The organism is Micromonospora hortensis (assembly GCF_022230935.1).
Classification (GTDB): domain Bacteria; phylum Actinomycetota; class Actinomycetes; order Mycobacteriales; family Micromonosporaceae; genus Micromonospora; species Micromonospora hortensis.
Genome location: NZ_JAKKFE010000017.1, coordinates 179,039 through 204,486, shown reverse-complemented (window position 1 = coordinate 204,486; position 25,448 = coordinate 179,039). Strand labels below are relative to the sequence as shown.

The following is a 25,448-nucleotide window of genomic DNA, read 5'->3' as shown; positions in this document are numbered from 1 at the left end:
GGGTCCGCCTCGGCCGGGAGCGCGGTGTTCCCGGAGATGGTGCGGTTCAGGTAAGTGGCGGGGGAGTGGCTGTTCTCGAAGACCCCGTCCGGGCCGACGCGCAGGTACGGCTCACCGGAGTAGCCGATGACCTCGATGGTGCGGCCGGTGCGGTTGGTCAGCTCCAGTCGGGCGCCCGCCTCGATGACGCGTACCTCAAGCCCTGGCCGCGCTGGTGCGACCCCTGTGGTCCGGGTGCGGTAGTCGGTGCCGTCCGGTGCGTCCGCGCCGTGCGCGGCGGCGGGCGCCGCGCTGATCAGCGTCACCAGGCTGGCTGCGGCGGCGACCAGTCCGGCGCGGCCCAGCAGGGTACGGATCACTTGCCGGCCGCCGCCACGGCTGCGGTGAGAGCGTCCGGGGTGGGGTTCTCGACGGGTTGACCGTTGACCTTGACGGTCGGCGTGCCGGTGACGTTGCTCTGGCTGGCGTCCTCGGTGACGTGTTCGGTCCAGGTCCGGTACGTCTTGTCCTTCACGCAGCTTCCGAAGGCGCCCCGGTCGAGGCCCACGCTGGTGCCGATGTCGATGAGTTTGTCGTCGGTGAGCCCGGCGCTGCCCTCCGGCGGCTGCTGGGCGAAGAGCGCCTTTGCGTACTCGTGGTACTTGCCGCCCGCGGCGGCGCAGCCGGAGGCCGCCGAGGAGCGGGTGGAGTAGTCGGTGGTGGAGAAACGGTTGAGGTACGCGACCGGGTGGTAGACCACCTTCGCCTTGTTCTCGGCCACCAACTGTTCGAGCGTCGATCCGCTGGTCTGCTCGAACTGTTTGCAGGCCGGGCAGAGGAAGTCCTCGTAGACGTCGACGGTGACGGGCCCGCCGCCGGTGACGATGCCGGTGCCGGCCGCGTTGGCGCCGGGCGGGGTGGTGAAGCTGTCGGAGCGCTGGCTGGACCAGACGGCCCAGCCGATGCCCCCGGCGATGACCAGGACGAGGACCGCGGCGGCGGAGACCCAGATCGTGCGGCGGCGGCGCCGCTCGCGGGCCAACTGCTCGCGAACCACCCGGGCGGCGTCCCGCTGCCCCTTACGACTACTCATCCTCGTCCTCCACAACGGGTTCGCCGGACAACCACCCGTCCACCGATACCGGCGTACGCGGCCAGATCAGCAGAAATCCGGCCAGAACCAAGAATCCCAGGTCCCGGAGGATCTCCGGGAGGTAACTGGGTGCCTGCCCCGCGGCCAACTGCCCGCCGCTGCCGAAGCAGCCGCAGTCGATGGCCAGCCCACGCGCCCACGCCGAGGCGATCCCCACGATGAAGACCACCAGCAGCGCTGCGGACACCCCGGCGATGAGCCGGGTGGCCAGCCCGAGCAGCAGCAGCACGCCCAACGCCAGCTCGACGAAGGGCAGGGCCGCGCCGATCACTGTCGCCACGTCGTACGGCATCACCTGGTACGCGTTGACCGCCCGCCCGGAGGCGGCGAGATCGCTGACCTTCGACGCGCCGGCGACCAGCCACACGGCGGCGAGGCCGAGTCGGGCCGCGATGCCGAGCCACGGGCGGACCACTGGCCAACGGCCGAAGCGGGTGGAAGGTGCTGTCACGCTCATTTGTCGTCCCGTCCGCGCCGGAAGTTCCGGGTTCAGCCGGTCAGGGCGTCGCCGACCGCCTCGACCAGGTCGTCTCGGGCCCGGGCGACCCGGGACCGGATGGTGCCCACCGGCACCCCTTCGACGGCCGCGGCCTCGGCGTACGACAGGCCGAGCAGTTGGGTGAGCACGAACGCTGAGCGTCGCTCGGGGCCGAGGCGACGAACGAGGTCGGCGGCGCCGAACTGGCCGGCCGGGTCCGGGTGCGGCCGGTCGGTGTACGCGTTCGCCGCCAGGCGCTCGTCGAGTCGCCGACGCCTGATGACAGTGCGCAGGTGGTCGGCGCAGGCCCGGCGGGCGATGCCGAGCAGCCAGGTGCGGACGCTGGAGCGACCCTCGAAGGCGGGGAGTGCCCGGAACGCCCGCAGGTAGGTTTCCTGGGTCAGGTCGTCGGCGCTGTCCGGGTCGACCAGGGCGGCGGCGAACCGCCAGACCTCGGCCTGGGTCAGCCGGACGAACGCGGCCTGGGCGGTGGGGTCACCGTCGCGGGCGGTCAGCGCCGACTCGGTTGCCGGGTCCCGGGCGACCTCGTCGACCGGCTCTGCCGGACCGGCGGCACCGGAGTCACGCGGGACAGGGATCACGACACACCAGGTTACGCGGCAGTCGGCGGCGCGTCAGTGTCGTTCGGCCCTTGGATGGTCTGCGACACGTCGGGAACTTTTCCCCGACCCGGGCCGACTACCAGTTCATGACGTGCGACCACAGAAGCGACCACCCCCCTCGGGTCGCCGAATGGGACACCCATCGGCGACCATGGCCGGCATGACTGTCGCCCCCCGCCGCTGGGCCGCCAGGCTGGCCGCAGCCGCCGGCCTCCTGGTCACCGTCGTCGCCTTGTTGATCGCGCCGGCCACCTCCGCCAGCGCCCACGCGGTGTTGGAGAGCAGCAGCCCGGCTGCCGCCTCCATCGTGCCGAGCGGGCCGTCCGAGGTGGTCCTCACGTTCAGCGAGTCGGTCCGTAAGGTGCCCGGCAAGATCCGGATCATCGCGCCGGACGGTTCCCGGGCCGACCGGGGTGAACCGTCGTTCAGCGGCGGTGTGGTGACCATCCCGGTGGACCCGGCCGGTGCCCGCGGCACCTACCTGGTCAGCTTCCGGGTGATCTCCGCCGACAGCCATCCGGTCTCCGGGGCGTACACCTACTCGGTCGGCGCACCCTCGACCCCACCCGTCGACTCGGGCACTGACAGCCGCGCCAACCCGGTGGTGGAGACGGCGGTGAAGGTGGCCCGCTTCCTCGGCTACGCCGGCCTGGTGCTGCTGGTGGGGCCGGCGTTGGTGCTCGCCGCGCTCTGGCCACGACGGCTCTCCCGGCGGGGGCCGACCCGGCTGGCCTGGACCGGCCTCGGTCTGGTGGCCGTCGCCACACTCGCCGACCTGTGGTTGCAGGTGCCCTACACGGCCGGTGGTGGTCTCTTCGACGTCACCGGCGAGGGGTTCGGCAGTGTGTTCGGCAGCGCCTTCGGCGCCGCCCACCTGGTTCGACTCGGCCTGCTGGCGGCGTCCGTCTTCCTGCTCCGCCCGCTACTGGCCCGGCCCGCCGGCCGCGCGGACGCGATCATCCTGGCCGTGCTCGGCGTCGCCGCCCTGCTGACCTGGCCGCTGGCCGGGCACCCGGCGGCGTCCCCGGCCCCGGCGGTCTCGGTGGTGGTCGACGCCGTCCACCTGGGCAGCATGGCGGTCTGGCTGGGCGGTCTGCTCATGCTCGCCGTCTTCCTGCTGCGCCAGGCCGACGAGCGGGAGTTGGGCGCGATCCTGCCGATCTGGTCACGCTGGGCGGCGCTCGCCGTCTCGGCGTTGCTGCTGGCCGGCACCGTCCAGGCGCTGATCGAGGTGGCCACCCCGCAGGCACTCTTCGACACCACGTACGGGCGCTTGCTGCTCGCCAAGATCGGGTTGTTCGCGCTCGTCATCGCCGTTGCCGCGTACTCCCGCAAGTTGGTGCGCAGCCGTGTCGCGGCGCAACGCCCGGCACCGGTGCGCCGGGCGGTCCTGGTGGAGTTGGCCGTCACCGTCGTGGTGCTGGCCGTGTCCGCCACGCTCGTGCAGACCACGCCGGCGCGCACCGCCGGAGCCGCCCCATCCGCCGGGGCCGAGGACGGCCTTTTCAGCACCAGGCTCTCCAGCCCGCTCCTGTCCGTCGAGGTCGAGGTGAGCCCGGCCGAGCGGGGCAACAACTCGGTGCACCTCTACGCGTACGACAAGGCCAACCAGCCACTGCTGGTCGCGGAGTGGAAGGCGACAGTCGCGCTGCCCTCGGCCGGGATCGAGCCGATCGAGGTGCCGTTGCTGCGGTTGACGGACAGTCACGCCTACGGCGACATCAGCCTGCCGACCCCCGGCGAGTGGCAATTGAAGATCACCGCCCGAACGACCGACATCGACCAGGCCACGGTGACCGCCACCGTGCCCATCCGTTAGAAAGGCTCGCGAAACCCATGACCCGATTCCGGCGTACCGCAACCGCCGCTGCCGCCCTGGCGTTCACCGCCGCCGCCACCGCTGTGCTCGGCTTCGCCGGACCGGCGTCCGCACACGTCACGGTGAACCCGAAGGAGGCGACCCAGGGCGGCTACGCCCGGGTGGCGTTCCGGGTGCCCAACGAGAGCGACACCGCGTCGACCACCAAGCTCGAGGTGGTCCTGCCGGAGAACGCCCCGGTCGGCTCGGTGTCGACGATGCCGGTGCCGGGCTGGACGGTCACCACGGAGAAGCGCAAGGTGGACCCGCCGATCGAGGTGCACGGCAGTCAACTCACCGAAGCGGTCTCCAAGATCACCTGGACGGCCTCCGGCGACGCGGGTGTGAAGCCGGGTCAGTTCCAGGAGTTCCCCGTCTCGATGGGGCCTCTGCCGCAGGTCGACTCGATGGTGTTCAAGACCCTGCAGACCTACTCGGACGGCACCATCTCGCGGTGGATCGACGACCCGGCGCCGGGTGCCGAGGAGCCGGAGCACCCGGCCCCGGTGCTCACCCTGGCCGCCGCCGCCGCGGCGCCGTCGGGTTCGGCCTCGCCGGCCGCAGCCGTCGCCTCGCCCGACGACGATGACGACGACGACGGCAACGGGCTCGCGGTCGGCCTCGGCGTGGCCGGTCTCGTTGCCGGTCTGGCCGGTCTGGTGCTGGGTGGGCTGGCGTTCACGCGTACCCGTCGGGAGCCGATCGCCAAGGCCTGATCCTGTTCCACCCGCTGGCCCGCCGGATCTTCCGGCGGGCCAGCGTGCTTTCCGGAGCCGATGCCGACCGTGCCGTGGATATCCCCTGATCAGGCGGTGTACGTCGGTAAGGTCGGCCGGGTATTTGGCTACGGAGGGGGACGGTGCGGATGCGGTTCGTGCGGGTGATCGCCGGAGTGCTGCTGTTGGTAGTGGGAATTCCGGCGCTGTTCGCCGGTGGCGGGCTGTGGCTGGTGACCCGACACGCCGACCCCGGCGGGTCCTTCGCCGCCCGCTTCGAAACGGTCCGCACGCCCGGTCACGCGATCGTCGTCACCGACCTCGACCGGTTGCTGCGGCAGGACGCGCCCTTCGCGCGTACCGCGCAGACCCGGCTGCGCCTGGACGCCCGGACCACGGGTGGGCCGGCCTTCGTCGGACTGGCACCCACGGCCGAGGTGCGTGGCTGGCTGGAGGCGGTGCCGCACGCCACGGTCCGTCGCGTGGCGCTGGCCCGTGGTCCGCTGCCGGTCCGGCTCGATCCGGCCGGACCGGCCGCCGACACCCCGGGCGTCGCGCCGGCCGACGGGCTGGTCACGCCGCTGGGCCGGCCCTTCTGGGTACGAGAGGGGATCGGCTCGCTGGAGTGGAGCGCGGACGACCTCGCCGGCGAACCCGTGAGCCTGGTGGTGATGCGCCCCGACGGCGAGGACGACCTGGCCCTGGACCTGCACGCCGAGTTGCGGGTCGGGTGGACCGGCCCGGCCACCTGGGGTCTGCTGACCGTCGGCGTACTGCTGGTGGTGTGCGCGGCGCTGCTCCTGCTACGGCCACTACGGCCACGCGAGGTGATCTTCGTGGTCGAGCCGGATCAGGTGCCGGTGCTCGCCGGCCGGCTCGGGGTCACCTCGCTGAGTGGCCTGGGCCCTCGCCAACCCGATCCGACCCCGCCGTTGCCGGCACGACAACTCGCCCCGGTCGGCTCCGGAGCCCCGGAACCCGCGCGGTCGGCGATCGGCGCGGCCCGCGCGGCCACCCTCGCCGACCTGGACGAACCGGTCCGGCTGCCCCGCCCACCGGAGGTGACGCTGAGTCTCGCCTGGCCGCCGGCCGACGTGGACGAGCCGACGGCCCGGCCGGTGGCGGCCGCACCGGGCGGCGATCCGGCCCGTGGTGGCCCGGTCGGGTGACTGCCCGGCCGGTGGTGGTGGGTGAGACGGCGAGCGGCCCTCCGCGCTGCCGACGCGGAGGGCCACCCTCACCGGGGGATCGGTGCTACCCGAGCGACGCTTGAGGTAGATGAGGACAGATTAGCGCCGAACATGGCTACTCGGGAGGTCTGTCCAATTGGTGCGATTTTCCGCACCGAGCCCGGAGCGCACCGGCAACGCCACCAGCAGCAGCAGGCTGAGCAGCACATAGGTGTTCTGCACGACGAAGTCCACCGGGTCGTGAGTGCGGACCGGTCCCGCGCCCCAGGCCTGGAACGTCACCACGCCGTAGATGGTCACGGCGGTGATGGCCAGCGCGAGCCCGGCCAGCCACCGACGCCGGCGTGCCTCCTCCGGGCGGTCCGCGCTCAACGCCGCGTCGGCGAGCAGCACCACCGCCGGCACGAACCAGTAGATGTGGTGGGTCCAGGTGATCGGGCTCGCCAGGGAACCGACCAGCCCGGTCAACGTCAGGCCGGCCACCGCGTCGCCGGCCCGCGCCGCACGGGCGGCCCGCCACAGCCCGTAGCCGGCGACCGCGGCCACCAGCAGCAGCCAGAGCAGCCGGTCCGGCTTCTCCGGCTCGGTGAAGCGGCTGAGCAGGCCGAACAGCGACTGGTTGCCGACGATGTCGGTGCGTCCCACCCGCTCGGTGGTCCACAGCTCGTGCGTCCAGAACCGCCACGAGTCACGAGGGGCGATCGCCGCCGCGAGCAGGGTCGCCGCCGCCGCTGTCGCGCTCGCCACCGCCGCCGCCCGCCACCGTCGGGTGGCCAGCAGGTACACGATGAAGATGCCGGGAAAGAGCTTGAGCGCCGTCGCCAGCCCCACGCCCACCCCGGCCCAGCGCCGCGCCTGCGGCACCGCGAACAGTAGATCGGCCAGGATCAGCACGACCAGCAGCATGTTGATCTGGCCGAAGGTGATCGTCTCGCGGATGCTCTCCACCGCCAGCACCAGCAGTACGGCGGCGATCAGTGTGAACGTTCGGGGCAGGTCGTGTCGGGCGATCACCGGAGTCACCAGCCACCGGGTGGTCAGCACCACGGCCAGCACGGTGAGCGCCGTGAAGATCGCCACGGTGGCGCCGAGCCGCAACAGACCGAACGGCCACAGCAGCAGCGCGCTGAACGGTGGGTAGGTGAAGTACAACTCGCCCTGCACCCGGTCGGGCTGGACGTAGTCGTAGAGCGGGTGGCCGACGCGCCACCAGTCCATCGCGGACATGTAGATCTTGAGATCGAAGAAATCGTGCACGAGGCCGGGCAGGTAGAGCGCTGGCAGCACAGCGCCGAGGGCCACCACCGTGACCAGACGACGGACCGTACGGCCGCCGGGATCGTCTTCGGTGACGGCGGGCGGTGCGACGGGTTCTGCTGGCACCCCGAAACCCTAGCGGTCCGGTCGGCCGAGAGCGCGCAGCCGCGGGGCGTGGGCTGCGCGTAGGCTGTCCCGGTGGCTGATCTCCTCGTCTGGATCGACTGTGAGATGACTGGGTTGGACCTCGGCAGGGACAAACTGATCGAGGTTGCGGCACTGGTCACCGATCCCGACCTCAACGTGCTGGGTGACGGTGTCGACGTGGTGATCCACGCCGACGAGGCGGCGCTGGAGGGGATGCCGGAGATCGTGCAGACCATGCACGCCAAGTCCGGCCTCACCGAGGAGGTCCGCCGTTCGGCGGTCACCCTCGCCGAGGCCGAAGACCTGGTCCTGGACTACGTCCGCACCTTCGTCAAGGATCCGCGTACGGCGCCGCTCTGCGGCAACTCGATCGCCACCGACCGGGGCTTCATCGCCCGGGACATGCCCCGCCTCGACGCCCACCTGCACTACCGGATGATCGACGTGTCGTCGATCAAGGAACTCTGTCGTCGCTGGTACCCCCGGGTTTACTTCGGTCAGCCGCAGAAGGGTCTGGCGCACCGGGCGCTGGCCGACATCCGGGAGAGCATCCGGGAGCTGGAGTACTACCGGCGCACCGTCTTCGTTCCGCTGCCCGGCCCGGATGTCGAGACCGCCAAGGCCATCGCCGCCGAACTCTGACCACGGCAGCTCCTCTCGGGGAGCAGGGAACCCGCTGGACGAGGTGCGTCGTGGTGTGGCTATTATTGGTCCGCACCCCGCCCGGAGCGATCGACCGGGCGACGGCGGCATGGTGGCTGTAGCTCAGTTGGCAGAGCACCGGGTTGTGGTCCCGGTTGTCGGGGGTTCAATTCCCCTCAGTCACCCCACTGGTTTCACCACTCAGGCCCCCTCCTCGGAGAGGGCCTGAGTCGTTGTCGGGGCGAGACAGGGCCTACGCGAAAGCCCCCTCCGAGGAGGGGGCTTTCGTCGGCTGGCTCAGGAGGTCGGCGTGGGGGACGGGGCGCCCGTCCCGTCCGGGGTCGGCGTGGCGTCCGGGTCGGCCGGAGGCTCGTACGGGAGGGCGCTGCCCTTGACGTACTCGTCCCAGCTCATGTTCCAGTCGGTCCAGCCGTTTCCGTTCTGCAGCTTGCGCTCGGTGCCCTTCACCGTGATCGGGTCGCCGATCTGGGTGTTCTTGAAGAGCCAGTCGCCGTTGGCCATCGACACGTTCACGCAGCCGTGCGACACGTTAGTGGTGCCCTGCTGTCCCTCGGACCAGGGTGCCGCGTGGATGAACTCCCCGCCCCAGGTGAGGCGCTGCGCGAAGTCAATCTTGGTGCGGTAACCCTCCTCCGGGCCCAGCTCCTCGAACGTGTCGAAGACCGTCTTGCGCAACTTCTCGATGACGACCATGGTGCCGCTGGACGACGGGGTGCTCTTCTTGCCCAGGCTCACCGGGATGGTCTTGATCACAGAGCCGTTGCGGGTCACCGTCATCCGCTTGGTCTTGTTGTCCACAGTCATGACCACCGCCGCGCCGATCTTGACGTCCACCGAGAGGTCGGCGCGGCCGTACCAACCCTCACCCATCGGCAGGCCACCCGCCTGGACCCGGTAGGAGACCTTGCTGCCGGTCTTCCAGAACTCCTTCGGCCGGAACCGGATCTCGGTGGGGCTGACCCAGTGCCAGATCCCCGCCTGCGCCGGCGTCGAGGTGACAGTCATCCGGCGCTGCACGTCGTCGCGGTAGTCCTCCGGGATGCCCCGGCTGAACTTCACGATCAGCGGCATGCCCACACCGACCACCTGGTTGTCGCCGAGGAAGCTGCTCACGCGTACCTGGTTGCCGGGCTTGGCCATCGTGGTGAAGGTGCTCGTCGCGGTGGCCGGGCGTCCGTCGTCGCCCTTGGCGGTAACGGTGGCCGTGTAGCTCGTGCCGTAGGCCAGCGCGCCGGTCGGCAGCCACGACTTGCCGTCCTTGGCGAGGGCGCCCTCGACCACCTTGCCGGCGGCGTCCTTCAGCTCGACAGCGGTCTCCACGGCGTCCTTCGTGGTGAAGGTGACGCCGGTGGACGCCGGCACGTCCTTGGCGTCGGCCGCCGGCTCGCTGATCGTCGCGGCGGCCTTCGGCGCCGGGTTCTCGCCGCCGCCGTGCCACGAGGACGGCTTGCCGCCGTCGCCGTCGGTGCAGGCCGAGGTGAAGGCCAGCGCCACGGCGAGAAGCCCCGCCGCGAACACGCGGCGTCGCCCACCGGGCCTGATCAGCTGGTCCTGGCTAGCTCGCATGAATTCCCTCACAGTTGTGGTCGCTGCCCCATCGTCTCTTACTGACGCGCCAGAGCCGGCCCCGGTTGCCGAGGGTGAACCGAAACACGCCATCAATAGTGCCCGAATCCTGCTACTATCCGGCGTTTCGTGAGCCTGGTTCGTCTCCGTGTCGGGAGCGCGGGGGTCGCCGCGCTGTCATCGAGCGGCGGGAGTGCAAGGGTACGCCGGCCCGGCCAACGGCCGAGCCGGCGCAACGAGGCCGACGGCTCAGACCGCCGGACCGGCCCCACCACTGGGCACCGGCAACGCGCTGCCCTTGACGAACTCCGACCAGCTCAGGCTCCACGCCGTCCAACCGTTACCGGCGGCGATCCTGCGCTCGGTGCCCTTGATCGTGATCGGGTCACCGATCCGGGTCTTGCCGAACAACCACCTGGCGTTCGCCATCGACACGTTCACGCAGCCGTGCGAGACGTTCTGCCGCCCCTGCACGTGCTCCGACCAGGGCGCGGCATGGATGTACTCGCCACCCCAGGTCAGCCGTTGGGCGAACTGGATGTCGGTCACGTAGCGGTTGGCCGGATCCGGGTCGTCGCGGGTGTCGAAGACAGTGGCTTCCTTCTTCTCCATCACCACCATCGTGCCGCTCGACGACGGTGTGCTCTTCTTGCCCAGGCTCACCGGAATGGTGCGTACCGGCGCGCCGTTCTCGTACACCGTCATCTTCTTGTTGGCGTTGTCGACCTTCATCTCGAACGACCGGCCGATCTTGGCGGTGGCCTTGCGGTCGATGTCGCCGTACTTGCCGTTGCTCAGCGGCACCCCCGCCAGCGCGATCCGCACGGTGATGGTGGTGCCCGGCTTCCAGTACTCCGGGGCCCGGTAGTAGGCCTGCGTGCCATTGCTGACCCAGTGCCACGCGCCCGGCTGAGGCGGGTCGGTCCGGACGAACATCCGCTTCTGCACCGCAGCCCGGTCCTTCTTCGGGATGCCCGGGTGGAACTCGGTGACCACCGGCATGGCCACCCCGTAACTCTTGTCGTCGAAGAGGTACAGGCCCGAACCGATTGTCGACTTCGGCTTGGCCATCGTGGTGAAGCTGCTGGTGCCCTGGCTGCTCGTGCCGTCCGACGCGCTCGCCGTCACAGTGGCCGTGTAGCGCGTACCCCACTTCAGCGGAGCTGACGGCACCCAGGACGAACCATCGCTACGCAGTTTGCCCTCGATCGAGCCGCCGCCGTCCGCCGTCAGGGTGACAGCGGACACCTTCCCGCCGTCCGGGAGCTTGGCGCTGATCTCCGTGCTCACCGGCCGATTCTTGGTGCCGTTCGCCGGGCTCAGCGTGAGCGCCGGCCCACTCGGTGTGCTCGGTGTCGAAGGTGCGGCTGAGCCAGGGGTGGCGCTCACGTCCGAGGACGCCCCGCCAACGAATTCCGGCTTCTTCTCGCCGCCGCCGCATCCGGTCAGTGCCAGCGACGCCGCCAGAGTCAGGGCGCCCACCACCGCCCCGGCTCGCGTGAACCGTGCCATGCCCACCTCTGTTCTCGCGTACCTGGCGGACATCGTGCCGCATCACCGCCGCAACCCACGCCCCGATCTTGGCGGCGGTGGTCGGTTTGGGGCTTTTTGCCGGCAAAGCTCGACCGAAGGGGGGACCCGGGGAACCAAATTGGAGCCCGTGTTGGAGGGGTGCTAATGTTCTCTCCGTTGCCGATGAGCGCCGCTAGCTCAACTGGCAGAGCAGCGGACTCTTAATCCGCGGGTTCGGGGTTCGAGTCCCTGGCGGCGCACCAACGATGAAGGTCCTGACCTGGCAGATGTCTGCCGGTCAGGGCCTTTTTCGCGTACGCCAGTGCGACGGGGTACGACGCCGGTGGCTCGACACAGGCGTGGCAGGTCAGCTGGAGGACCGCCTCGGCAGCAACAGCTCCTCGTGATCGAGTTCACGTTCCAGAACACGGAGCTCCTCGTCCGGCAGTCGGCCGGAGTCGCGCCAGCGCACGAGTTCCTCGCGCTGCGCGTCGATGGCTGTCCGCCGGATACGAAGCGCCGCCTCGTACGCCGGCGAGGTGGGCAGCTCGGATGATCCGCTCTGCTCCAGAAGGTCCAGCCGTCCGCGGTAGCGCGCCAGTCGGGCCAGCAGCTGCGTACGAGTGGTGTTGACGGCCACCGCGCTGTCCGGCTCCACCGCGGCAACCTCGTCGAGGCGAGCCAGGGCGGCCTCGACCGCCGCCGAGCGGGCCTCGTTGCGTACGCGGGCCTGGTCGGTTTCGTTGGCGCGCAGGCCCAGCATCCGCACGAGCGGCGCGAACGTCAGGCCCTGCCCGACGAGTGTCACCAGGACGACCACGAAGGTGCAGAACAGCAGGAGGTCACGGTCGGGAAAGGGCGCGCCGCTGTTAGTGGTCAGCGGCAGGGTGAAGATCGCGGCCAGACTGATCACCCCACGGGTGCCGGACCAGCTCAGTGCCACCACCTCGCGGGAGGTGAGTCGGCGGGCGTTGCGGTCGGCACGCTCGATCTGCCGGGCGCTCCCGGGTTCGTCGGGGTCGTCCTGCTCGGAAATGCCGCCCAGCCGGGTGTGCAGCGACCGGGGGAGGGACTGGGTCATCACCAGCCACGCGGGACGCAGTAGGAGCACCACGCCCACGGATACCGCGACGGCGATGACGATGGTCGACGTGTCGTACTGACGTAGGCCCTTGACGACCTCGGGAAGCTGCTGACCGATGAGCAGGAAGACGAAGCCTTCGAGGAGGAAGTCGACCAACCGCCACACCGCGCTGGTCTGCAGCCGGGCGGCGCCCGAGGTGAGCTGAGGCGTCTTGTGGCCAACGATCAGCCCGGCGATCACCACGGCGAGCACCCCGGAGACGTGCAGTTCCTCGCCCAACAGGTAGGCCACGAACGGTGTCGCGAGCGAGATGGCATTCGACAACAGCGGGTCCGCGGTGAACGGTCGGGCCAGACGTACCAGCCAGGCCACTGCCGCTCCCACGGCGACCCCGCCGACCGCCGCCAACACGAACTGACCAATCGCGGACGGGAACGAGAACTCACCACCCACCGCGGCGGCCACCGCGACGCTGAGCATCGTCAGCGCGGTGGCGTCGTTGAGCAGCCCCTCGCCCTGGATGATCGTGACCATCTTCGGTGGCAGGTTCACTCGGCGGCCCACCGCCAGGGCAGCCACCGGGTCGGGCGGCGCGATGGCGGCGCCAACAGCGATCCCGGCGGCGAGCGTCGCCCCGGCGACGAACAGGTGAAACCCGATACCGACCAGTATCCCGGTGAGGAGCACCAGCAGCACGGACAGGCTGACCACGATGCGGAGGTTCCGGCGGATGTCCAACAGCGAGGAGTCCAGTGCGGCGCTGTAGAGCAACGGCGGCAGCACGATCATGAGCACAAGCTCGGGATCCAGGCCGACGTTGGGGCCGGGGAGCAGCGCGTACGCGATGCCGATGAGCGGTAGAAGCGCCGCGGCCGGCAGACCGGTGCGGGCCGCCACCCACCGCACGACGACGATGACCGCGACAGCGGCGAGCACGAACAACAACATCGAATGGGTGCTCACCTGGCTACTTCCCCCTGCCGCGGCGCGAGGTTCCTCGGATCCACCGCGGGCTCGCGGCCGAGCCGGCCGTTCGGCGCCGTTGACGCCGGTCAGCGCGGCAGGTAGCGGTAACGAGCAAACCCGCTTGATCAACCGGACCTGGCCGACCGCAGCATCCACGGCGTTGGCGTCTGCGCTGCCGTCAAGCCGGCCTCGTCACTGTGGAACCCGGTTAGACCACAACTCTAAGCCTGACCCGGGTTTGCCTGCACGTCGGTGAGCACGTCCGACCCGGTGACGCCGCGCTCGGTGGCCGCCTTGGGGAACCGTCCGGCCTGCTGCTAACGTCTCGTCCCGTTGTCAGCGAGCGCCGCTAGCTCAACTGGCAGAGCAGCGGACTCTTAATCCGCGGGTTCGGGGTTCGAGTCCCTGGCGGCGCACCAGCAATATTCAGGGGGCATGACCAATTGGTCATACCCCCTGAATTGCGTCGTCCAGCGGGGCGGTGCGGAGCACGAGTGGACCACGACGTCCGAGCGCCCACACGATGAGCGCGAAGCAGCAGAGCGCCGCTCCCGCGATGGTGACCGCTGTCCAGCCGCCCGCGGTCCAGAGCGCGGTCGCGGCGGCGGAGCCGATGGCGGCGCCGACGAAGTTGCAGGTGGCCAGCGCGGTGTTGAGCCGGCTCCGGGCCTCGTGAGAGAGGGCGAAAAGGCGCGCCCGGTTGAGCAGGGCCTGCGTCTGGAGGGCGACGTCGAGCATGACGATCACGATGATGACGAGGACGACGGACCGTACGGCGAACGCCGCGACGACGAACGCGGTGAGGGCCAGTACCCAGGCCGCGCCGGTGGCCGGGACCGACCAACCGCGATCGTGCAGCCGTCCGCCGCGCAGGCCGGAGAGGACGCCGGCGAGGCCGGCCAACCCGAACAACCCGATCACCGCCACCGGGTACCGGAACGGCGGGCCGCTGAGGAGGAACGTCAGCGCCGTCCAGAACAGCGAGAACGCGGCGAATCCGGTGGCGGCCAGGACCAGCGTCCACCTGACCGCCCGCTCGCGTACGACGACCGCGCCGACCGAGGCGATGAGTTGCGCGTAGGGCATGCGCGTCCGCGGCGCCAGCGGGGGGATCGCGCGGTAGAGCACGATCGCGAGCAGGATGGCGAGAACCGCGGCGAGGGCGAAGATCGTCCGCCACCCGGCGGCGTCGGCGACGAGGCCGCTGATCGTGCGGGAGGCCAGGATGCCGGTGAGGGTCCCCGATCCGACGACGCCGACGATCCGACCCCGCTGGGCGTCGCCGGCAAGGTCTCCGGCGAGCGGGGTGAGGATCTGCCCGGAGATCGTCGTCACGCCGAGCACGCCGAGTGCGAGGAGGAGTACGCCGATCGACGGCGCCAGCGCACACATCAGCAGTGCGGCGGCCGAGGTCAGCAGCATGATCGGGACGAACCGGCGGCGGTCCAGGACGTCACCGAGCGGTACCAGCAGCAGTACGCCGACGGCGTACCCGAGCTGCGTCGCGGTGACCAGCCAGCCGGCCGTCGCGGTCGTGACGCGTAGATCGCCCGCGATGAAGCCGAGCAGTGGCTGGGCCCAGTACAGGTTGCCGACTGCCACTCCCGCCGCCAACGCGAAAAGGAACGTCAGCCGGCGGCTCATCCCTGACGGCGGTGCCATGCGGGGTGCTGCCACCCCGCCACGCTACGGCGGGTCGGGCTTGGCATCAGCGTTGACGTCAGTCTTCAGCCGGACACCGGAACCGACCCCCGCGTTGCGCACCGCCGTCCTGCCCGGCGACACGTCGGCGCGACCGGCCTGACGGCCGGCCGGCAAAGGCGAACGCCAGCCGGCCGTCCTCCGTCACGCCACAATGTCCCAGGTCGTTCGACACTTCTCGTCGGAGCCGCCAGCGCCTTTGCGTTCGCAGGCTTCGACATAGACCCTCGTGCCCGGCAGCAGTCGGACGTAGTAAGGCTCGGAGCAGGTGCCACTGCCGTTCGCCGCGTGGACCGTGACCTTGGCGTTTACCGGCTCCCACCAGATGCGGCCAATGGTACGGCGACCGTCGGCTGCGCCCTCGTCGCAGGCTCTGAACGCCGAATCAATTCCGGAGTTGGTGTAGATGGCGAAGCCGGTGCCGGCGGAGTACGGGTCGGCCGAATACACGATCACGGGGTACCCCGCCGAAGCGGTGCTCGGGGTGGCCACGAGCCCGGTGACCGTGAGCGCCATCGCCATCAGCGTGGCACCGAACCAGCGTGAATTCTTGCGGATCATCGGCAATCTCCTACCGTCGAGAAACGACCGGTGTGGTCGTCACGACCGATGATGGGCGCGATCCGTCGATACATGACAGACGCGCGGACAGGTCCGAACAGGTCCGAACACTCCGAACACCTCCGGTGCACCTCAGGCGCCGTGGACGGGGACTGTGCGGGACGGTCGTGCGGCGGAACGAGGCTGAGGTCGGCGGAGCGGGGGATGGGCGGACTTAGCCGCCTGCGTCACGCGGCGCGTACATGATCAGGGCGACGCCGATCAGGCAGATGCCGGCGCCGATGACGTCCCACCGGTCGGGCCGGAACTTGTCGACGATCACGCCCCAGGCGAGGGATCCGGCGACGAACACGCCGCCGTAGGCGGCGAGGATGCGCCCGAAGTTCGGGTCGGGTTGGAAGGTGGCGACGAATCCGTACGCGCCGAGGGCGATGACTCCGGCGGCGATCCACCACAGGCCGCGGTGCTCGCGCCAGCCCTGCCAGATCAGCCAGGCCCCGCCGATCTCGAACAGGGCGGCGACGACGAACAGCAGGACAGAGCGGACGACTGTCATCCGTGGACCGTACCGATGTGCCCTCGGACCCCGATCATGCCAGTGACCCGCTCGAACAGGTGCCTCCTGGAGCGATGGTGGCGAAGGCGAGTTCGGCCAGCCGCAGCGGCCGTTGCCCGCTCGGCAGGGTGCACGACTCGAGCAAGCTTGCTGGTCGCGGCGTGCCGGATCGGCACCCGGACGGCCAGTGCCAGAGCTAGCGAGCGGCCCTGTCACCGATGGGTCGCGAGTGCCGGAAGGCGCTCAGCAGGGCCGAGACCACCGCAGCCAACAGCAGGACCCTCGCCACGTTGAACAGCACCGTGTCGCCGGTGGAGTGGGGCGGGAAGGTGTCCTTGGCGAGCCAGCCGACGCCCGTCCCCAGCCCCAGGCATACGTGCATCATTGCCCGCAGGCGCGGCTGGGGCTGAGGGCGGCCGAAGATCCGGGGCGCCGTCGTGCCGCCACGGCTCTTGTGGAACAGCACAGTGGCGAAGGCCAGGTTGGCTGCGGCGGCGATGACCGCCAAGACCACGTCCACGGATCCCATGGCCCGAACGCTAACTGAACCTGACACCAAGCGTTGCCGGCGTCCGCAGACGCCGGCAACGCGAGTGGATCAGTTGGCGTGGGTCAGGCGTGTGGTGATGCGCAAGCCCAGAAGGGTGTCGTTCATCCACGGCACCCGCTCGCGGTGCAGGCCGGCGGTCATCTGGTCCGCCCAGACCTCGTACCGCTGCATCAGCGTGTTGGCGCGGGACCGCGCGCTGGTGATCAGACAGTCGCCCAGTGGGTCACCGGGCAGGTGGGACGAGTCGACAGCGGGCTCGCAGGGCACCTTGAGGCTGACCTGGTCGCGCAGCGGGCGGCTGGAGTCGGGCGAGCACGGCGTGGGCCCGCAGAGGGCGTAGTTCCCGCTCGCCCTGGCATAGGCGTTACCGATCTTGGCGTCCGTCGGCATGTTCACCGGGATCTGGTACTGCCCGAACAGGTTCGCGGACAACACGTCGTCCGAGTCGAGGGCGTTGGGCAGACCCAACCGGGTGTACGCCTGGAGCAGCCGCGCCGCCGTGTTCAGCTTCTTCAGGGCGGTGGGCACCGGCCCGCTGACCTGGGTGCTCTGGTCCCGTAGCCGGTCGTACATGGACTTCTGCCGTGCCTGGAGGAAACCGCGCAGGGTCGGCGTCAGCGTGGCGTCCAGCGCCGCGTTGTTCACGGCCGTCGCGCCGCCCTCGAAGGCGTACCGTCCGGACGGCCACTTCTGGGTCAGTCCCTGCTCGGGCGTGGTCTCGCTGTCACAGTTGAAGAACTCGCAGTCGACCTGGTAGACCTGCTCGTTCGGCCAGGTGTAGTCGGCGGTGCGCGAGTTCTGCCAGGCCGTGTTCGAGTTCAGCCGGAATCGGCTGTGGATCTGCAACCGCAGCTTGCCGTAGTGGCGGATCACCCCGCTGCCGTAGCCCGTCGTACGCGTGTAGACCCAGCTCGGCGTGTAGCAGTAGCCGACCTCGGGCAACTCCCGTACCCCGGCGGGCGGCTCGTCGTGGCGCGGTGTGTACGCGTACTGGACTGCCCGCACCATGTTCGACGTCAGCTCGTGGCGAACGTTGCTCGGTCGGTCGATCTGCCTGCTGCCCTCGCACGCGGGCACCGTCGCCTCGTCGGCCTTCGCCGGCGCCGCGGCGAGCGGCTTGTCGGTGTCCCAGAACAGGTCGTAGCTCTTGGGCGTCTTCACCTGTACGCCGTTGGCGTCCGGCTCGTAGCGGACCTGGACGTCGTTGGTCCGGAAGGCGGCCAGCGCTGTCGACAGCTCGTTGGTGGCGGCGACGTAGTCGTTGACCAGCCCGGTGATCAGGACGTTGGCGTTGCCGTTGACCGGCTGAGCGAAGCTGGCCGCGAGGTCGGCGATCCGGGTGCCCTCCGCCTCGATCTGCGCCGCGCGGCCGGTGCTGACCTGGGCGGCGTACGTCGGGTTCTGCAGCATCAACATGGCGTACGCCTGCGCGCCGAGGTTCCACACCGTCGGGTTGCCGACCGGCGTCGACGGTTCGACCATCGACGGGTCACGTCCGTTGGCGACCCGGGCCAGGTAGTTGATCGATCGGGCCTCGCCGAAGCTGTTCAGCACCGTGGTCGGGTCGACCGCCGGGTTGTCGGCGTCGGTCCGGGGCACCACGAACGCGGCGCCGCTGGCCAGCTGTGTCGAGGTCAGGTGGAACTCGTTTTCCGGGCCGACGAACTCGCCGTACGTCGGGATCGGTTGACCGAAGTTCTCCAGGTAGCCGATGTACTTGTTGATGTCGGCGCGGGCGTCGTGCAGTGTGGCGTCGCCGATCGCGGCCAGCACTGTGGCCGCGATGTCCTCCAGGCGCAGACCGAGCTGGGCGACCTGCTGCTGGACGAGGGTGATCTGCGCGGTGTTGCCGGCGATCGCGGCGTTCAACTTGTCGAACTGGGCCATCATGTTCGCGTACACCGTGTTGATCTGGGCCTCGACCCGCGCGAAGCTGGCCCGCATCTCGTCGCCGAGGGCCCGCACCTCGTCGCGGAGGGCCTTCACCTGGGCCAGGATCTGTGCGTCCAGCGACGGTCCGCTGCTGCCGAAGAGCCCGACGATCGACATCACCGCACCGAAGACGTTGCCGGTCATCGCCAACGTCGCGGTGCTGAAGATCGAGCCCGCGAGGCCGCGGCCGGTGATCGCCGCCGCGTACTTGGAGATCGCGCTGATCGTGGTGAGGACCGCCTCCCCGATCACCTTGGACTTCTTGCCGGCGGCGGGGTCGGCGAACCCGATGATGGTGGAGACCATGCCCACCCCGGCCTTGATGTCGGAGATCGTCTGCTGTCGAGCCTTGTCCCGGTCCTCGGCGGCCTTCTTGGCCGCCGCGGTGCACGCGGCGCTCGGCGGCCCCTCCGGCGGACACTTCTGGTTGTTCTCGCCGATCTCGAGGCGGATCTCCAGGCTCAGGCCGAGCAGCTCCGCGTGCAGGGAGGCCAGCTGCTGCTTGGCGGCCGCTACGTACGCCGTCGAATCGTCCCGCAGCGCCAGGATCGCGTCGAGGTCGACATGCGAAAGTCCGGGATCCTGCTGGAGCTCCTCGTAGGTGCTGGTGATGTCCACCCCGACCGGCTCACCGAGGACGGCGTTCCAGGCGGTGGCGACGGGCGCGCTGGCGGCCCCCGCCTGCCGGGTCGCGGACCACACCGCGGCGAGAGCGTCATCGCGGCCGCGCAGCCACTGGGCGGTCCGCAGCGCGCCGGAGGCCAGTTCCTCGCGGGTGTCCCACGGTTCGACAGTCTTGCCGATCACGGCCCCGACCAGGCCGGTGATCTCCGGCGAGGTCCGGGTGTCGCCGCCGGGCGCGCCGAGCAGGATGTCGACGGACTTGAGCAGCAGGTCCTGTTCGGGAAGCAGGAGGTCGAACGTGGTCAGCGACTCGTCGAGCACCTGGTGGCGTGTGGTGAGCTGGGCCTGCGCCTGTGCGGCTGTGGCGTTGGGGTGCAGCCGGTGCCACTGGACGAACTCGGCCGACAGCACGACGGTGGTGATCCGAGCGGCGCCCTGGAGATGGAGTTCGGCGACCTGGCCGAAGGCCCGGTCGGTGAGCGCTGCCTGAGGGACGGGGACGGGGACGGGATCGGCCGACGCGGGTTCGCCGAAGAGCACGCTTGCCGCCGTGACCGCGATCATCGCCAGCACGGCGGTCCCGCGCCTGGTGCGCGTGGAACGTTTGACTGTCATGCCGCGAACGTATTGAGCGCCCGGAAAGGGCGCTGAAACCGCGCTGACTCGCGCTCAGCCGGCGGCGGGTGACGCGGCGGGCGCGTCGAGGGCCGGTGCCACGACGGCGAACGCCTGGTCCATCAGCTCGGCCAGGTGCTGCTCGTCGTCGCCCGGCTGCCACCGCTGGAGCACGGTGTCGAGTGCCAGCAGTGCCATTCCGGCGGCCATCCGTCGCGGCGTCTGGTCGCAGCTGTTCGCCGCCACCGACCCGGGGGCGCAGCCGGGCCAACTCGTCGCCCCGGGTGGGCCGGGTGAACTGCGCGGTCACCCCGCGCCGGCGAAGCTCTCCACCGCCGCGACCGACCCCGAGCACGGCCGCCGTCTGTGGGAACTGTCCGAACAGGCCACCGGCGTACGGTTCGGCGCGCTGCGACAAACGAGCTGATCGCGGCGCATCCAGCCGTCACATTCCGCAGCGCCAGATCGTCCAGGGGGCGAGCAACCACGACGGAGGAACAATGTTCGCTGCCTATGTCGCTGTCACCATTCTCGCGTCGGTCTTCACCGGCTTCGCCGCCGTCACCTACCTGATCGGCCACGACTATCCGAAGGCACAGGCGGACATGAAGCGCGTGCCACGGTCGTGGGTGCCGCGGTTGGGCGTGGCGCTGGCGGCAGGCTCGTTGGGGTTGCTGGCCGGCTTCGCCGTACCGCTGCTGGGCACCCTCGCGGCCGCTGGGCTGGTGCTGTATTTCATCGGCGCGCTCATCGCCCATCTGCGCGTCGGCTCCCGTCAGCTGGTGGGATGGGCCGTATTCTTCGTCACCGTGGTGGCCGCACTGGTGGTGAATGTGCTCCACCACTGGTGATCCGTCAGCTACGACGTCAGGCACCCGTCCCGCATCTGGACGGCTCGGTCGCAACGCGCGGCGATAGCGGCGTCATGGGTCGCCATGATGAGAGTCGTGCCCTGCTCGTCGCGCAGCCTCAGCAACAGGTCGACGATCGCGGTGCCGGTCTGACTGTCGAGATTGCCGGTGGGTTCGTCGGCCAGCAACAGGGCAGGTTGGTTGATCAGCGCGCGAGCGATGGCGACCCGTTGCTGCTGCCCCCCGGAGAGCCGCGACGGCAGGGCGGCGGCCCGGTCGGCGAGCCCCACCATCGCCAGCAGTTCATGGGCACGAGCGACCTTGTCGAAGTCGGTGCGGAACGGAATCAGGGGTGCCACGACGTTGTCCAGTGCGGTGAGCGTGGGCAGCAGGTGGAACCGTTGGAACACGAAGCCGACCCGTCGCCGGTAGGCGGCCAACCCCCGGCCGGCCAAGCCGCTCACCTCCTGGCCGCCGACCTCGATGGTGCCACCGTCACTTCGTTCGATGGCACCGATGAGGTGCAGGAGCGTCGACTTGCCCGAGCCGCTCGGCCCGGTCAACGCGATCGCGGTGCCGGCGTCGATCGCCAGGCTGACGTCGTTCACAGCGACCAGCGGTGCGCCGTCGGGCAGCGGAAAGGACTTCCGTACCCGGGTGAGACACACCAGCGGCATGGTGACGGTGCTCGACGTCGCAGCTGACGTCTGTTCCATCGGACCTACTCCTTTGCCGCTCACCCCTCGGCGAGCAGGTGGGCGGTGGGCAGTCGGCGGAGCACGGCGATCGGCACCACCACGGACAGGGCGGAGACGGCGACGCCGAACACCAGGGCGGCTGCGGAACACCAGAGGATCGCAGCGGTGACGCCCCCGGCGAAGGCCGCCGCCGCGCCCAGGCCGGCAGCGGCGCCGAGCGTGCCGCCGATGGCACCCATGCCGATGGCCTCGATGATGACCAGCCGGTTCAGCATGGCGTCGGTCCAGCCGACGGCTGCGAACAGGGCGAACTCGGCGGCGCGCTCGGAGATGTTGAGATAGAGCACGTCAGCGACCGACACGATGCCCAGCACGATCGTGACCGCCACGGCGATGTGATCGACGGTGCGGGCCTGGAGGGTGACGGCATCACCGAGCAGGGTGCCGGTGATCGCACCACGGAACGCGAACGTGATCGCCAACAACATGGTCAGCGCGGCCACCCCGATCGTCAGACTCAGCGCGCCGAGCGCGGTCCGACCGGGGGTGCGGGCAAGGTTGGCCAGCGCGAGAGTGCCCAGCCGGCGCGGCGCCTGCCGGCGGAGGGCGAAACCCGAGACGGCGGGCCTGATGATCTCGCCGGGATCCGGCCGGGCGGCCCGCCAGGCCGGCCAGCCGCCGGCGAGCAGGGCCAGGGCCACCGCCGCGGGTACGGCGAGCAGTGTGTGGCTCCACGCGATGTTCAGCCCGAGACCGAACGCGATCCCGAGCGCCAGCCCGGTGCCGGCGATGCCTGCGGCGAGGCCGATGCCGACGATCTCGATGAACATCAGTTGGAGGAGGTGCCGGCGGCCCCAGCCGAGGCAGGTGAGGATGCCGAACTCGGTGCGTCTGGCGCGGATGGCGGCGGTGTTGGCGTTGAGCACTGCCAGCGCGCACACCGCGAGCACCAGGAGGGACAGCAGTACGCTCTTGCGGTCGGCCGCGCGGACCAGCACGGACGCGACGCCCTTCTGGACCCAGGGCTCGGCCACGGCGAGGTCGGGCCGGCCGTAGTTGCCCGCCGGGTAGTGCACAGTCATCGCGGTGGGTGACGACCCCAGGGTGATGTCGACCTGGAGGCCGGTGCGTTGCGCGATCTCCTCGGCGATCACCCGTACCCGCTCCCGGGAGACCGGGTCGATGCCGACGTCCCCGGCCAGCCGAACTCGCACCACGCTGATCGGCGCGGTGGTGTTGAGCTGGTACTCCGGGTAGCTGGGCTCGGTGCTGTACGCGCCGGGGTCGAAGATGGCGGGCAGGGCCGCCATGGTGGTGAGCATCAGCGGAGGTTGGCTGAGCAGGCCGGTGACGTTCGAATTCGGGGTCAGTCGTCGGCCGCCCAGTGCCTGCCGTGACGCTTCGTCGGCACCCTCGGCGCCCGGGTTGAAGTACGTGTCCATGGGCACCGCTGACAGCGCGCTGCCCAGCGAAACCTTGGCGGGGTCGAAGGTGCCCACCGCGCCCAGCGCGGCGTCGGGCATGCTCACGTCCCCCGGTTGCTCCTGGTAACCGTGCGCCAGGTTCCGATGGACGGCCACCTCGCTGCGCACGCTGGTGTCGGCGAACTCCATCGGCACGTGCCGGGACGACCCACCGTCGTCGGCGCCCTGACCCCAGATCTTCAGGTCGTAGGGATCTGGCTGGGCCCGCAGACCGTCCCCGGCCCGTACCCTCTTCGGCGGTCCGACGGTCCAGAACTGGTCGAGCCACCTGGTGTTCGACGTTGCCAGGTCGTATTCGACACCGAGGTCGTCGGGGCGGAGCATCCGGTCGAGCAGGTTCTGGTACGGCTCTTCGAACGACATCGCCCGTGTGGCGACCGGCGTGCCGGACTCGTTGACCAGAGCGGCGCGGAGCCGCTGGTCGTCGGCGGATCTCCGGACCAGCTCGGGCACGTCGGAGTTCAGGCGCTGCACTGTGACGTTGAGCGTCCTGTCGACCTGGGGTCGGTCCGCGACGAGGATCGGGAGCACCGAGTAGGGGTACGGCATTCCGTCCAGCCGCCGCGAGGCCGGCGCTTCGGCCGAGGTGAAGTATCGGCCCGAGGTGACGGCCTGGTCCAACCCGGCCAGCGTGGCCTCCGACTCCGGGTCGACCGCAGCCATCAGGAACGGCACCGTCCACGCCAACGTGACTGTCGGCCGCGTCGCCTTTCCCTCGCGATCCGTCGAGCCCATGCCGCCGACGCACGTCAACGACGATCGGGCTCGGAGGTCGGTCGGCGCGAGCCAGTCCTCAGCGGTGATGGCCGGAGCCGCTGGGCAGATCTTCACCCGGTGGCCGTCGGCGTCGACCTCCTCCGGCGGTGGCAGGCCCCCGCCGCTCTTCAGCTCGCTGTTCGGCACCACGTCCAGCCGGTTTCGCGTCGCGTAGAGGAACGCCGGCCCGTCCGGGATCTGGCTCAGCCCCGCGTCCGTCGCCCAGGTCGGCTGGACCCGCAACACCTGACGCTCGGCGGTCGGGTCAAGGTGTTCCGACAGGTCGACAGTCACGGGCACTGTGCGCATCACGTACCCGATCATCGCGACCGGTGCCGCCACCGACACCCCGCGCACCGCCTGGATCTCGCGCCACTGATCGTGGGTGATGCCGCCACGCATGCCCGCCAACTGGCCGGACTGGACCAGATTGCGCTCCTGCTCCAGCGGCAGCACCGCATCCTGGGGGCGTACCAGGAGGTCGTAGACCGGGCGGTAGTTGGCGCTGACCGCGCCCACCGCATCCAGCCGGGAGGTCACAGCGGCCCCGGTGAGCACTGTGAACCCGGCTACCGCGACGGCGATCATCGAGAGCAGGGCCAGTGACCGGCGTAGTCGTACCCGCCATTGCGACGCGGCTATCCCCAGCATCGACGCACCGTGCCCCGCATCGTTGGTCCTCCAGCATGAGGCCGTCGGCCGGATGGTGACATCCGACCGACGGCCGCGAATCGACGATCAGCAGCAGCCCGTGGAGTAGCTCACGTAGGACGCGTTGCAGTCTCTCGCCGTGTTGGCGTAACAGCGGACCTGCCCCGCGACCACCTTGTTGTAGTAGTAGTAGCAGAACGGCCCTCCACACCCGACATAGGCGAGAGAGCAGACGTTGCACGCGGACGCCGTGGCCTTTGGCAGCAGCGTGGCCAGTAGCTTGTCCGCCAGCTTGTTGATAATCATACGACCTCTCTCCTTCTCCGTCGGTACGACGGTTTGTCGACAGAGGTCACGATGTCATCGACCACTTACGATTCGCTAACGGTGCGCTAATGCCCCGGCGAGCGACTCCGGGTCGGCATCAGCACTGGTCACGGCCGCCCGACGCACGACGTCGGCGGCCAAGCCGCCGCCTCGTGTGGTGGTCGTCGGTGGCAGGTGGGCGACGGCGCTACCGCTGGCCGCTCGCGCGGATGATGCTGACCAACCGGCCGATTCGTTGACCGGGCGCGACGCCGAGGTCCCCGGCGAGGATCTCGCACAACTGGTCGTGGGCGGCCAGGGCGGACGCGACGTCACCACGCCTCATGTGTGCCTCGATGAGGTGCTCCCAGGCCCGTTCCCGGTACGGCCACCGGCGTACGAGCGGCTCCATCGCGTCGATGACGGAGTTGTTGTCGCCGAGGACGAGTTGCGCCTCGGCGAGGTCCTCCATGGCCCGCCACCGTCGCTCGTCCAGTGATGCCGCCACGACCGCCACCCCAGCGGACCGGGCATCGACGCAGGCGTCCCCCCGCCACAGCCGCAGTGCCGCGGAGAGGGCGGCGACCCGGCGTTCGGCACCTTCGGGGAGCCGAGCGCCGGCACCCCGTTGCGTCAGGTCGTCGAAACGGGCGAGGTCTGTCGACGCGAGGCGGGCGCACAGCAGGTAACCCGGTGGGCGAGTCTGCAGGATGTTCACGGCGTCCGGCCCGCCGAGCCGCACCAGGCTTCGCCGCAGGGCGCAGACGTGGCCCTGCAGCTTCGTCGTCGCCGTCGCCGGCGGGTGGTCGTCCCAGATCACCTCGATGAGACGGTTGACGGCGACCACCGAGCCCAGGTTGAAGGCGAGCGCCGCCAGCAGTGCTCGCCTGCCCAGGCCGCCGACGGCCATCGGCTGCCCGCCGACGGTTGCCTCGATCGGACCCAGCAGTGACACTCTGAGCAGGGTGTTA

23 protein-coding genes, 3 tRNA genes and 1 pseudogene are annotated in these 25,448 nt (G+C 70.1%); 9 read left to right on the top strand and 18 right to left on the bottom strand.

Translation table 11 applies throughout. The features are described 5' to 3' along the window. The 4 genes and pseudogenes from NIE111_RS13710 to NIE111_RS13695 form a co-directional block, all read right to left on the bottom strand. A pseudogene (locus tag NIE111_RS13710) lies at positions 1-359 on the bottom strand (hypothetical protein); the annotation flags it as partial. After that, positions 356-1,072, bottom strand: a complete 717-nt coding sequence (locus tag NIE111_RS13705; protein ID WP_238684751.1) for a DsbA family protein — start codon at positions 1,070-1,072, stop codon at positions 356-358. The pseudogene NIE111_RS13710 and the gene NIE111_RS13705, both read right to left, overlap by 4 nt. Further along, positions 1,065-1,589 carry a MauE/DoxX family redox-associated membrane protein gene (locus tag NIE111_RS13700; RefSeq protein WP_238684750.1) on the bottom strand — a complete coding sequence of 175 codons (525 nt, stop codon included), beginning with the start codon at positions 1,587-1,589 and terminating at the stop codon, positions 1,065-1,067. The genes NIE111_RS13705 and NIE111_RS13700 overlap by 8 nt, the downstream gene beginning before the upstream one ends. Positions 1,590-1,621: 32 nt before the next feature. Continuing rightward, positions 1,622-2,212 carry a sigma-70 family RNA polymerase sigma factor gene (locus NIE111_RS13695; protein WP_238684749.1) on the bottom strand — a complete coding sequence of 197 codons (591 nt, stop codon included), beginning with the start codon at positions 2,210-2,212 and terminating at the stop codon, positions 1,622-1,624. Positions 2,213-2,384: 172 nt separating this feature from the next. Between NIE111_RS13695 and NIE111_RS13690 the strand changes: the two genes are divergently transcribed. The 3 genes from NIE111_RS13690 to NIE111_RS32420 all read left to right on the top strand — a co-directional run bounded on the left by NIE111_RS13690 (position 2,385) and on the right by NIE111_RS32420 (position 5,976). Further along, on the top strand, positions 2,385-4,052 hold the full coding sequence (locus NIE111_RS13690; protein WP_238684757.1) for a copper resistance CopC/CopD family protein: 1,668 nt from the start codon (positions 2,385-2,387) through the stop codon (positions 4,050-4,052). Positions 4,053-4,069: 17 nt separating this feature from the next. Beyond that, positions 4,070-4,807, top strand: coding sequence for a YcnI family copper-binding membrane protein (locus tag NIE111_RS13685; RefSeq protein WP_238684748.1), 738 nt, complete (start codon positions 4,070-4,072; stop codon positions 4,805-4,807). Between the two features lie 149 nt (positions 4,808-4,956). Further along, positions 4,957-5,976 (top strand): hypothetical protein, encoded by a 1,020-nt coding sequence (locus NIE111_RS32420; RefSeq protein WP_372488324.1) that lies wholly within the window; start codon positions 4,957-4,959, stop codon positions 5,974-5,976. 120 nt (positions 5,977-6,096) lie between these two features. On the opposite strand, the gene NIE111_RS13675 is transcribed toward NIE111_RS32420, so the two are convergent. Then, entirely contained in the window at positions 6,097-7,380 is a 1,284-nt protein-coding gene (locus tag NIE111_RS13675) for a glycosyltransferase family 87 protein (protein ID WP_238684747.1), read from the bottom strand. A gap of 72 nt (positions 7,381-7,452) precedes the next feature. Here NIE111_RS13675 and orn point away from each other — a divergent pair, with 72 nt between their 5' ends. After that, complete coding sequence (gene orn / locus NIE111_RS13670) at positions 7,453-8,043, top strand: oligoribonuclease (RefSeq protein WP_091393455.1); 591 nt, start codon at positions 7,453-7,455, stop codon at positions 8,041-8,043. A gap of 112 nt (positions 8,044-8,155) precedes the next feature. Continuing rightward, a tRNA-His gene (locus NIE111_RS13665) sits at positions 8,156-8,231 on the top strand. A 109-nt stretch (positions 8,232-8,340) separates the two neighbouring features. Here NIE111_RS13665 and NIE111_RS13660 read toward each other — a convergent pair. Both NIE111_RS13660 and NIE111_RS13655 read right to left on the bottom strand, forming a co-directional pair. Next, the gene (locus NIE111_RS13660; protein ID WP_238684746.1) at positions 8,341-9,630 is read right to left on the bottom strand and encodes a L,D-transpeptidase; all 1,290 of its coding nucleotides are present in this window, start codon (positions 9,628-9,630) and stop codon (positions 8,341-8,343) included. Positions 9,631-9,879: 249 nt separating this feature from the next. Continuing rightward, positions 9,880-11,142: a L,D-transpeptidase gene (locus tag NIE111_RS13655; RefSeq protein WP_238684745.1), complete on the bottom strand. Its 1,263-nt coding sequence runs from the start codon at positions 11,140-11,142 to the stop codon at positions 9,880-9,882. A gap of 187 nt (positions 11,143-11,329) precedes the next feature. Between NIE111_RS13655 and NIE111_RS13650 the strand changes: the two genes are divergently transcribed. Then, positions 11,330-11,405 (top strand) — tRNA-Lys (locus tag NIE111_RS13650). Positions 11,406-11,509: 104 nt separating this feature from the next. Here NIE111_RS13650 and NIE111_RS13645 read toward each other — a convergent pair. Next, the gene (locus NIE111_RS13645) at positions 11,510-13,174 is read right to left on the bottom strand and encodes a Na+/H+ antiporter (RefSeq protein WP_238684756.1); all 1,665 of its coding nucleotides are present in this window, start codon (positions 13,172-13,174) and stop codon (positions 11,510-11,512) included. Between the two features lie 361 nt (positions 13,175-13,535). Here NIE111_RS13645 and NIE111_RS13640 point away from each other — a divergent pair. Then, a tRNA-Lys gene (locus NIE111_RS13640) sits at positions 13,536-13,611 on the top strand. 28 nt (positions 13,612-13,639) lie between these two features. On the opposite strand, the gene NIE111_RS13635 is transcribed toward NIE111_RS13640, so the two are convergent. From NIE111_RS13635 to NIE111_RS13610, 6 genes are all read right to left on the bottom strand, one after another. After that, the gene (locus NIE111_RS13635) at positions 13,640-14,869 is read right to left on the bottom strand and encodes an MFS transporter (protein ID WP_238684744.1); all 1,230 of its coding nucleotides are present in this window, start codon (positions 14,867-14,869) and stop codon (positions 13,640-13,642) included. Positions 14,870-15,037: 168 nt separating this feature from the next. Continuing rightward, positions 15,038-15,454 carry a hypothetical protein gene (locus tag NIE111_RS13630; protein WP_238684743.1) on the bottom strand — a complete coding sequence of 139 codons (417 nt, stop codon included), beginning with the start codon at positions 15,452-15,454 and terminating at the stop codon, positions 15,038-15,040. A gap of 214 nt (positions 15,455-15,668) precedes the next feature. Next, positions 15,669-16,010, bottom strand: a complete 342-nt coding sequence (locus NIE111_RS13625; protein ID WP_238684742.1) for a YnfA family protein — start codon at positions 16,008-16,010, stop codon at positions 15,669-15,671. 196 nt (positions 16,011-16,206) lie between these two features. Further along, positions 16,207-16,539: a hypothetical protein gene (locus tag NIE111_RS13620; RefSeq protein ID WP_238684741.1), complete on the bottom strand. Its 333-nt coding sequence runs from the start codon at positions 16,537-16,539 to the stop codon at positions 16,207-16,209. Positions 16,540-16,608: 69 nt separating this feature from the next. Then, positions 16,609-19,731, bottom strand: coding sequence for a hypothetical protein (locus tag NIE111_RS13615; protein ID WP_238684740.1), 3,123 nt, complete (start codon positions 19,729-19,731; stop codon positions 16,609-16,611). A 54-nt stretch (positions 19,732-19,785) separates the two neighbouring features. After that, positions 19,786-19,929, bottom strand: coding sequence for a hypothetical protein (locus tag NIE111_RS13610; protein WP_238684739.1), 144 nt, complete (start codon positions 19,927-19,929; stop codon positions 19,786-19,788). Between NIE111_RS13610 and NIE111_RS13605 the strand changes: the two genes are divergently transcribed. Then, the gene (locus tag NIE111_RS13605) at positions 19,907-20,158 is read left to right on the top strand and encodes a hypothetical protein (protein ID WP_238684738.1); all 252 of its coding nucleotides are present in this window, start codon (positions 19,907-19,909) and stop codon (positions 20,156-20,158) included. The two genes, NIE111_RS13610 and NIE111_RS13605, sit on opposite strands and share 23 nt — an antisense overlap. A 73-nt stretch (positions 20,159-20,231) precedes the next feature. Beyond that, positions 20,232-20,582, top strand: coding sequence for a DoxX family protein (locus NIE111_RS13600; protein ID WP_238684737.1), 351 nt, complete (start codon positions 20,232-20,234; stop codon positions 20,580-20,582). Positions 20,583-20,590: 8 nt separating this feature from the next. Here the strand turns inward: NIE111_RS13600 and NIE111_RS13595 are convergent, their stop codons facing one another. The 4 genes from NIE111_RS13595 to NIE111_RS13580 form a co-directional block, all read right to left on the bottom strand. Next, positions 20,591-21,298, bottom strand: a complete 708-nt coding sequence (locus NIE111_RS13595) for an ABC transporter ATP-binding protein (RefSeq protein WP_238684736.1) — start codon at positions 21,296-21,298, stop codon at positions 20,591-20,593. A 20-nt stretch (positions 21,299-21,318) separates the two neighbouring features. Then, a complete protein-coding gene (locus tag NIE111_RS13590) occupies positions 21,319-24,171 on the bottom strand; it encodes an FtsX-like permease family protein (protein ID WP_238684735.1) in 2,853 nt (950 codons plus the stop codon). A gap of 87 nt (positions 24,172-24,258) precedes the next feature. Next, positions 24,259-24,477, bottom strand: a complete 219-nt coding sequence (locus tag NIE111_RS13585) for a hypothetical protein (RefSeq protein ID WP_210781026.1) — start codon at positions 24,475-24,477, stop codon at positions 24,259-24,261. Between the two features lie 208 nt (positions 24,478-24,685). Then, positions 24,686-25,432 (bottom strand): AfsR/SARP family transcriptional regulator, encoded by a 747-nt coding sequence (locus NIE111_RS13580; RefSeq protein ID WP_238684734.1) that lies wholly within the window; start codon positions 25,430-25,432, stop codon positions 24,686-24,688. Between the last annotated feature and the right edge of the window lie 16 nt (positions 25,433-25,448).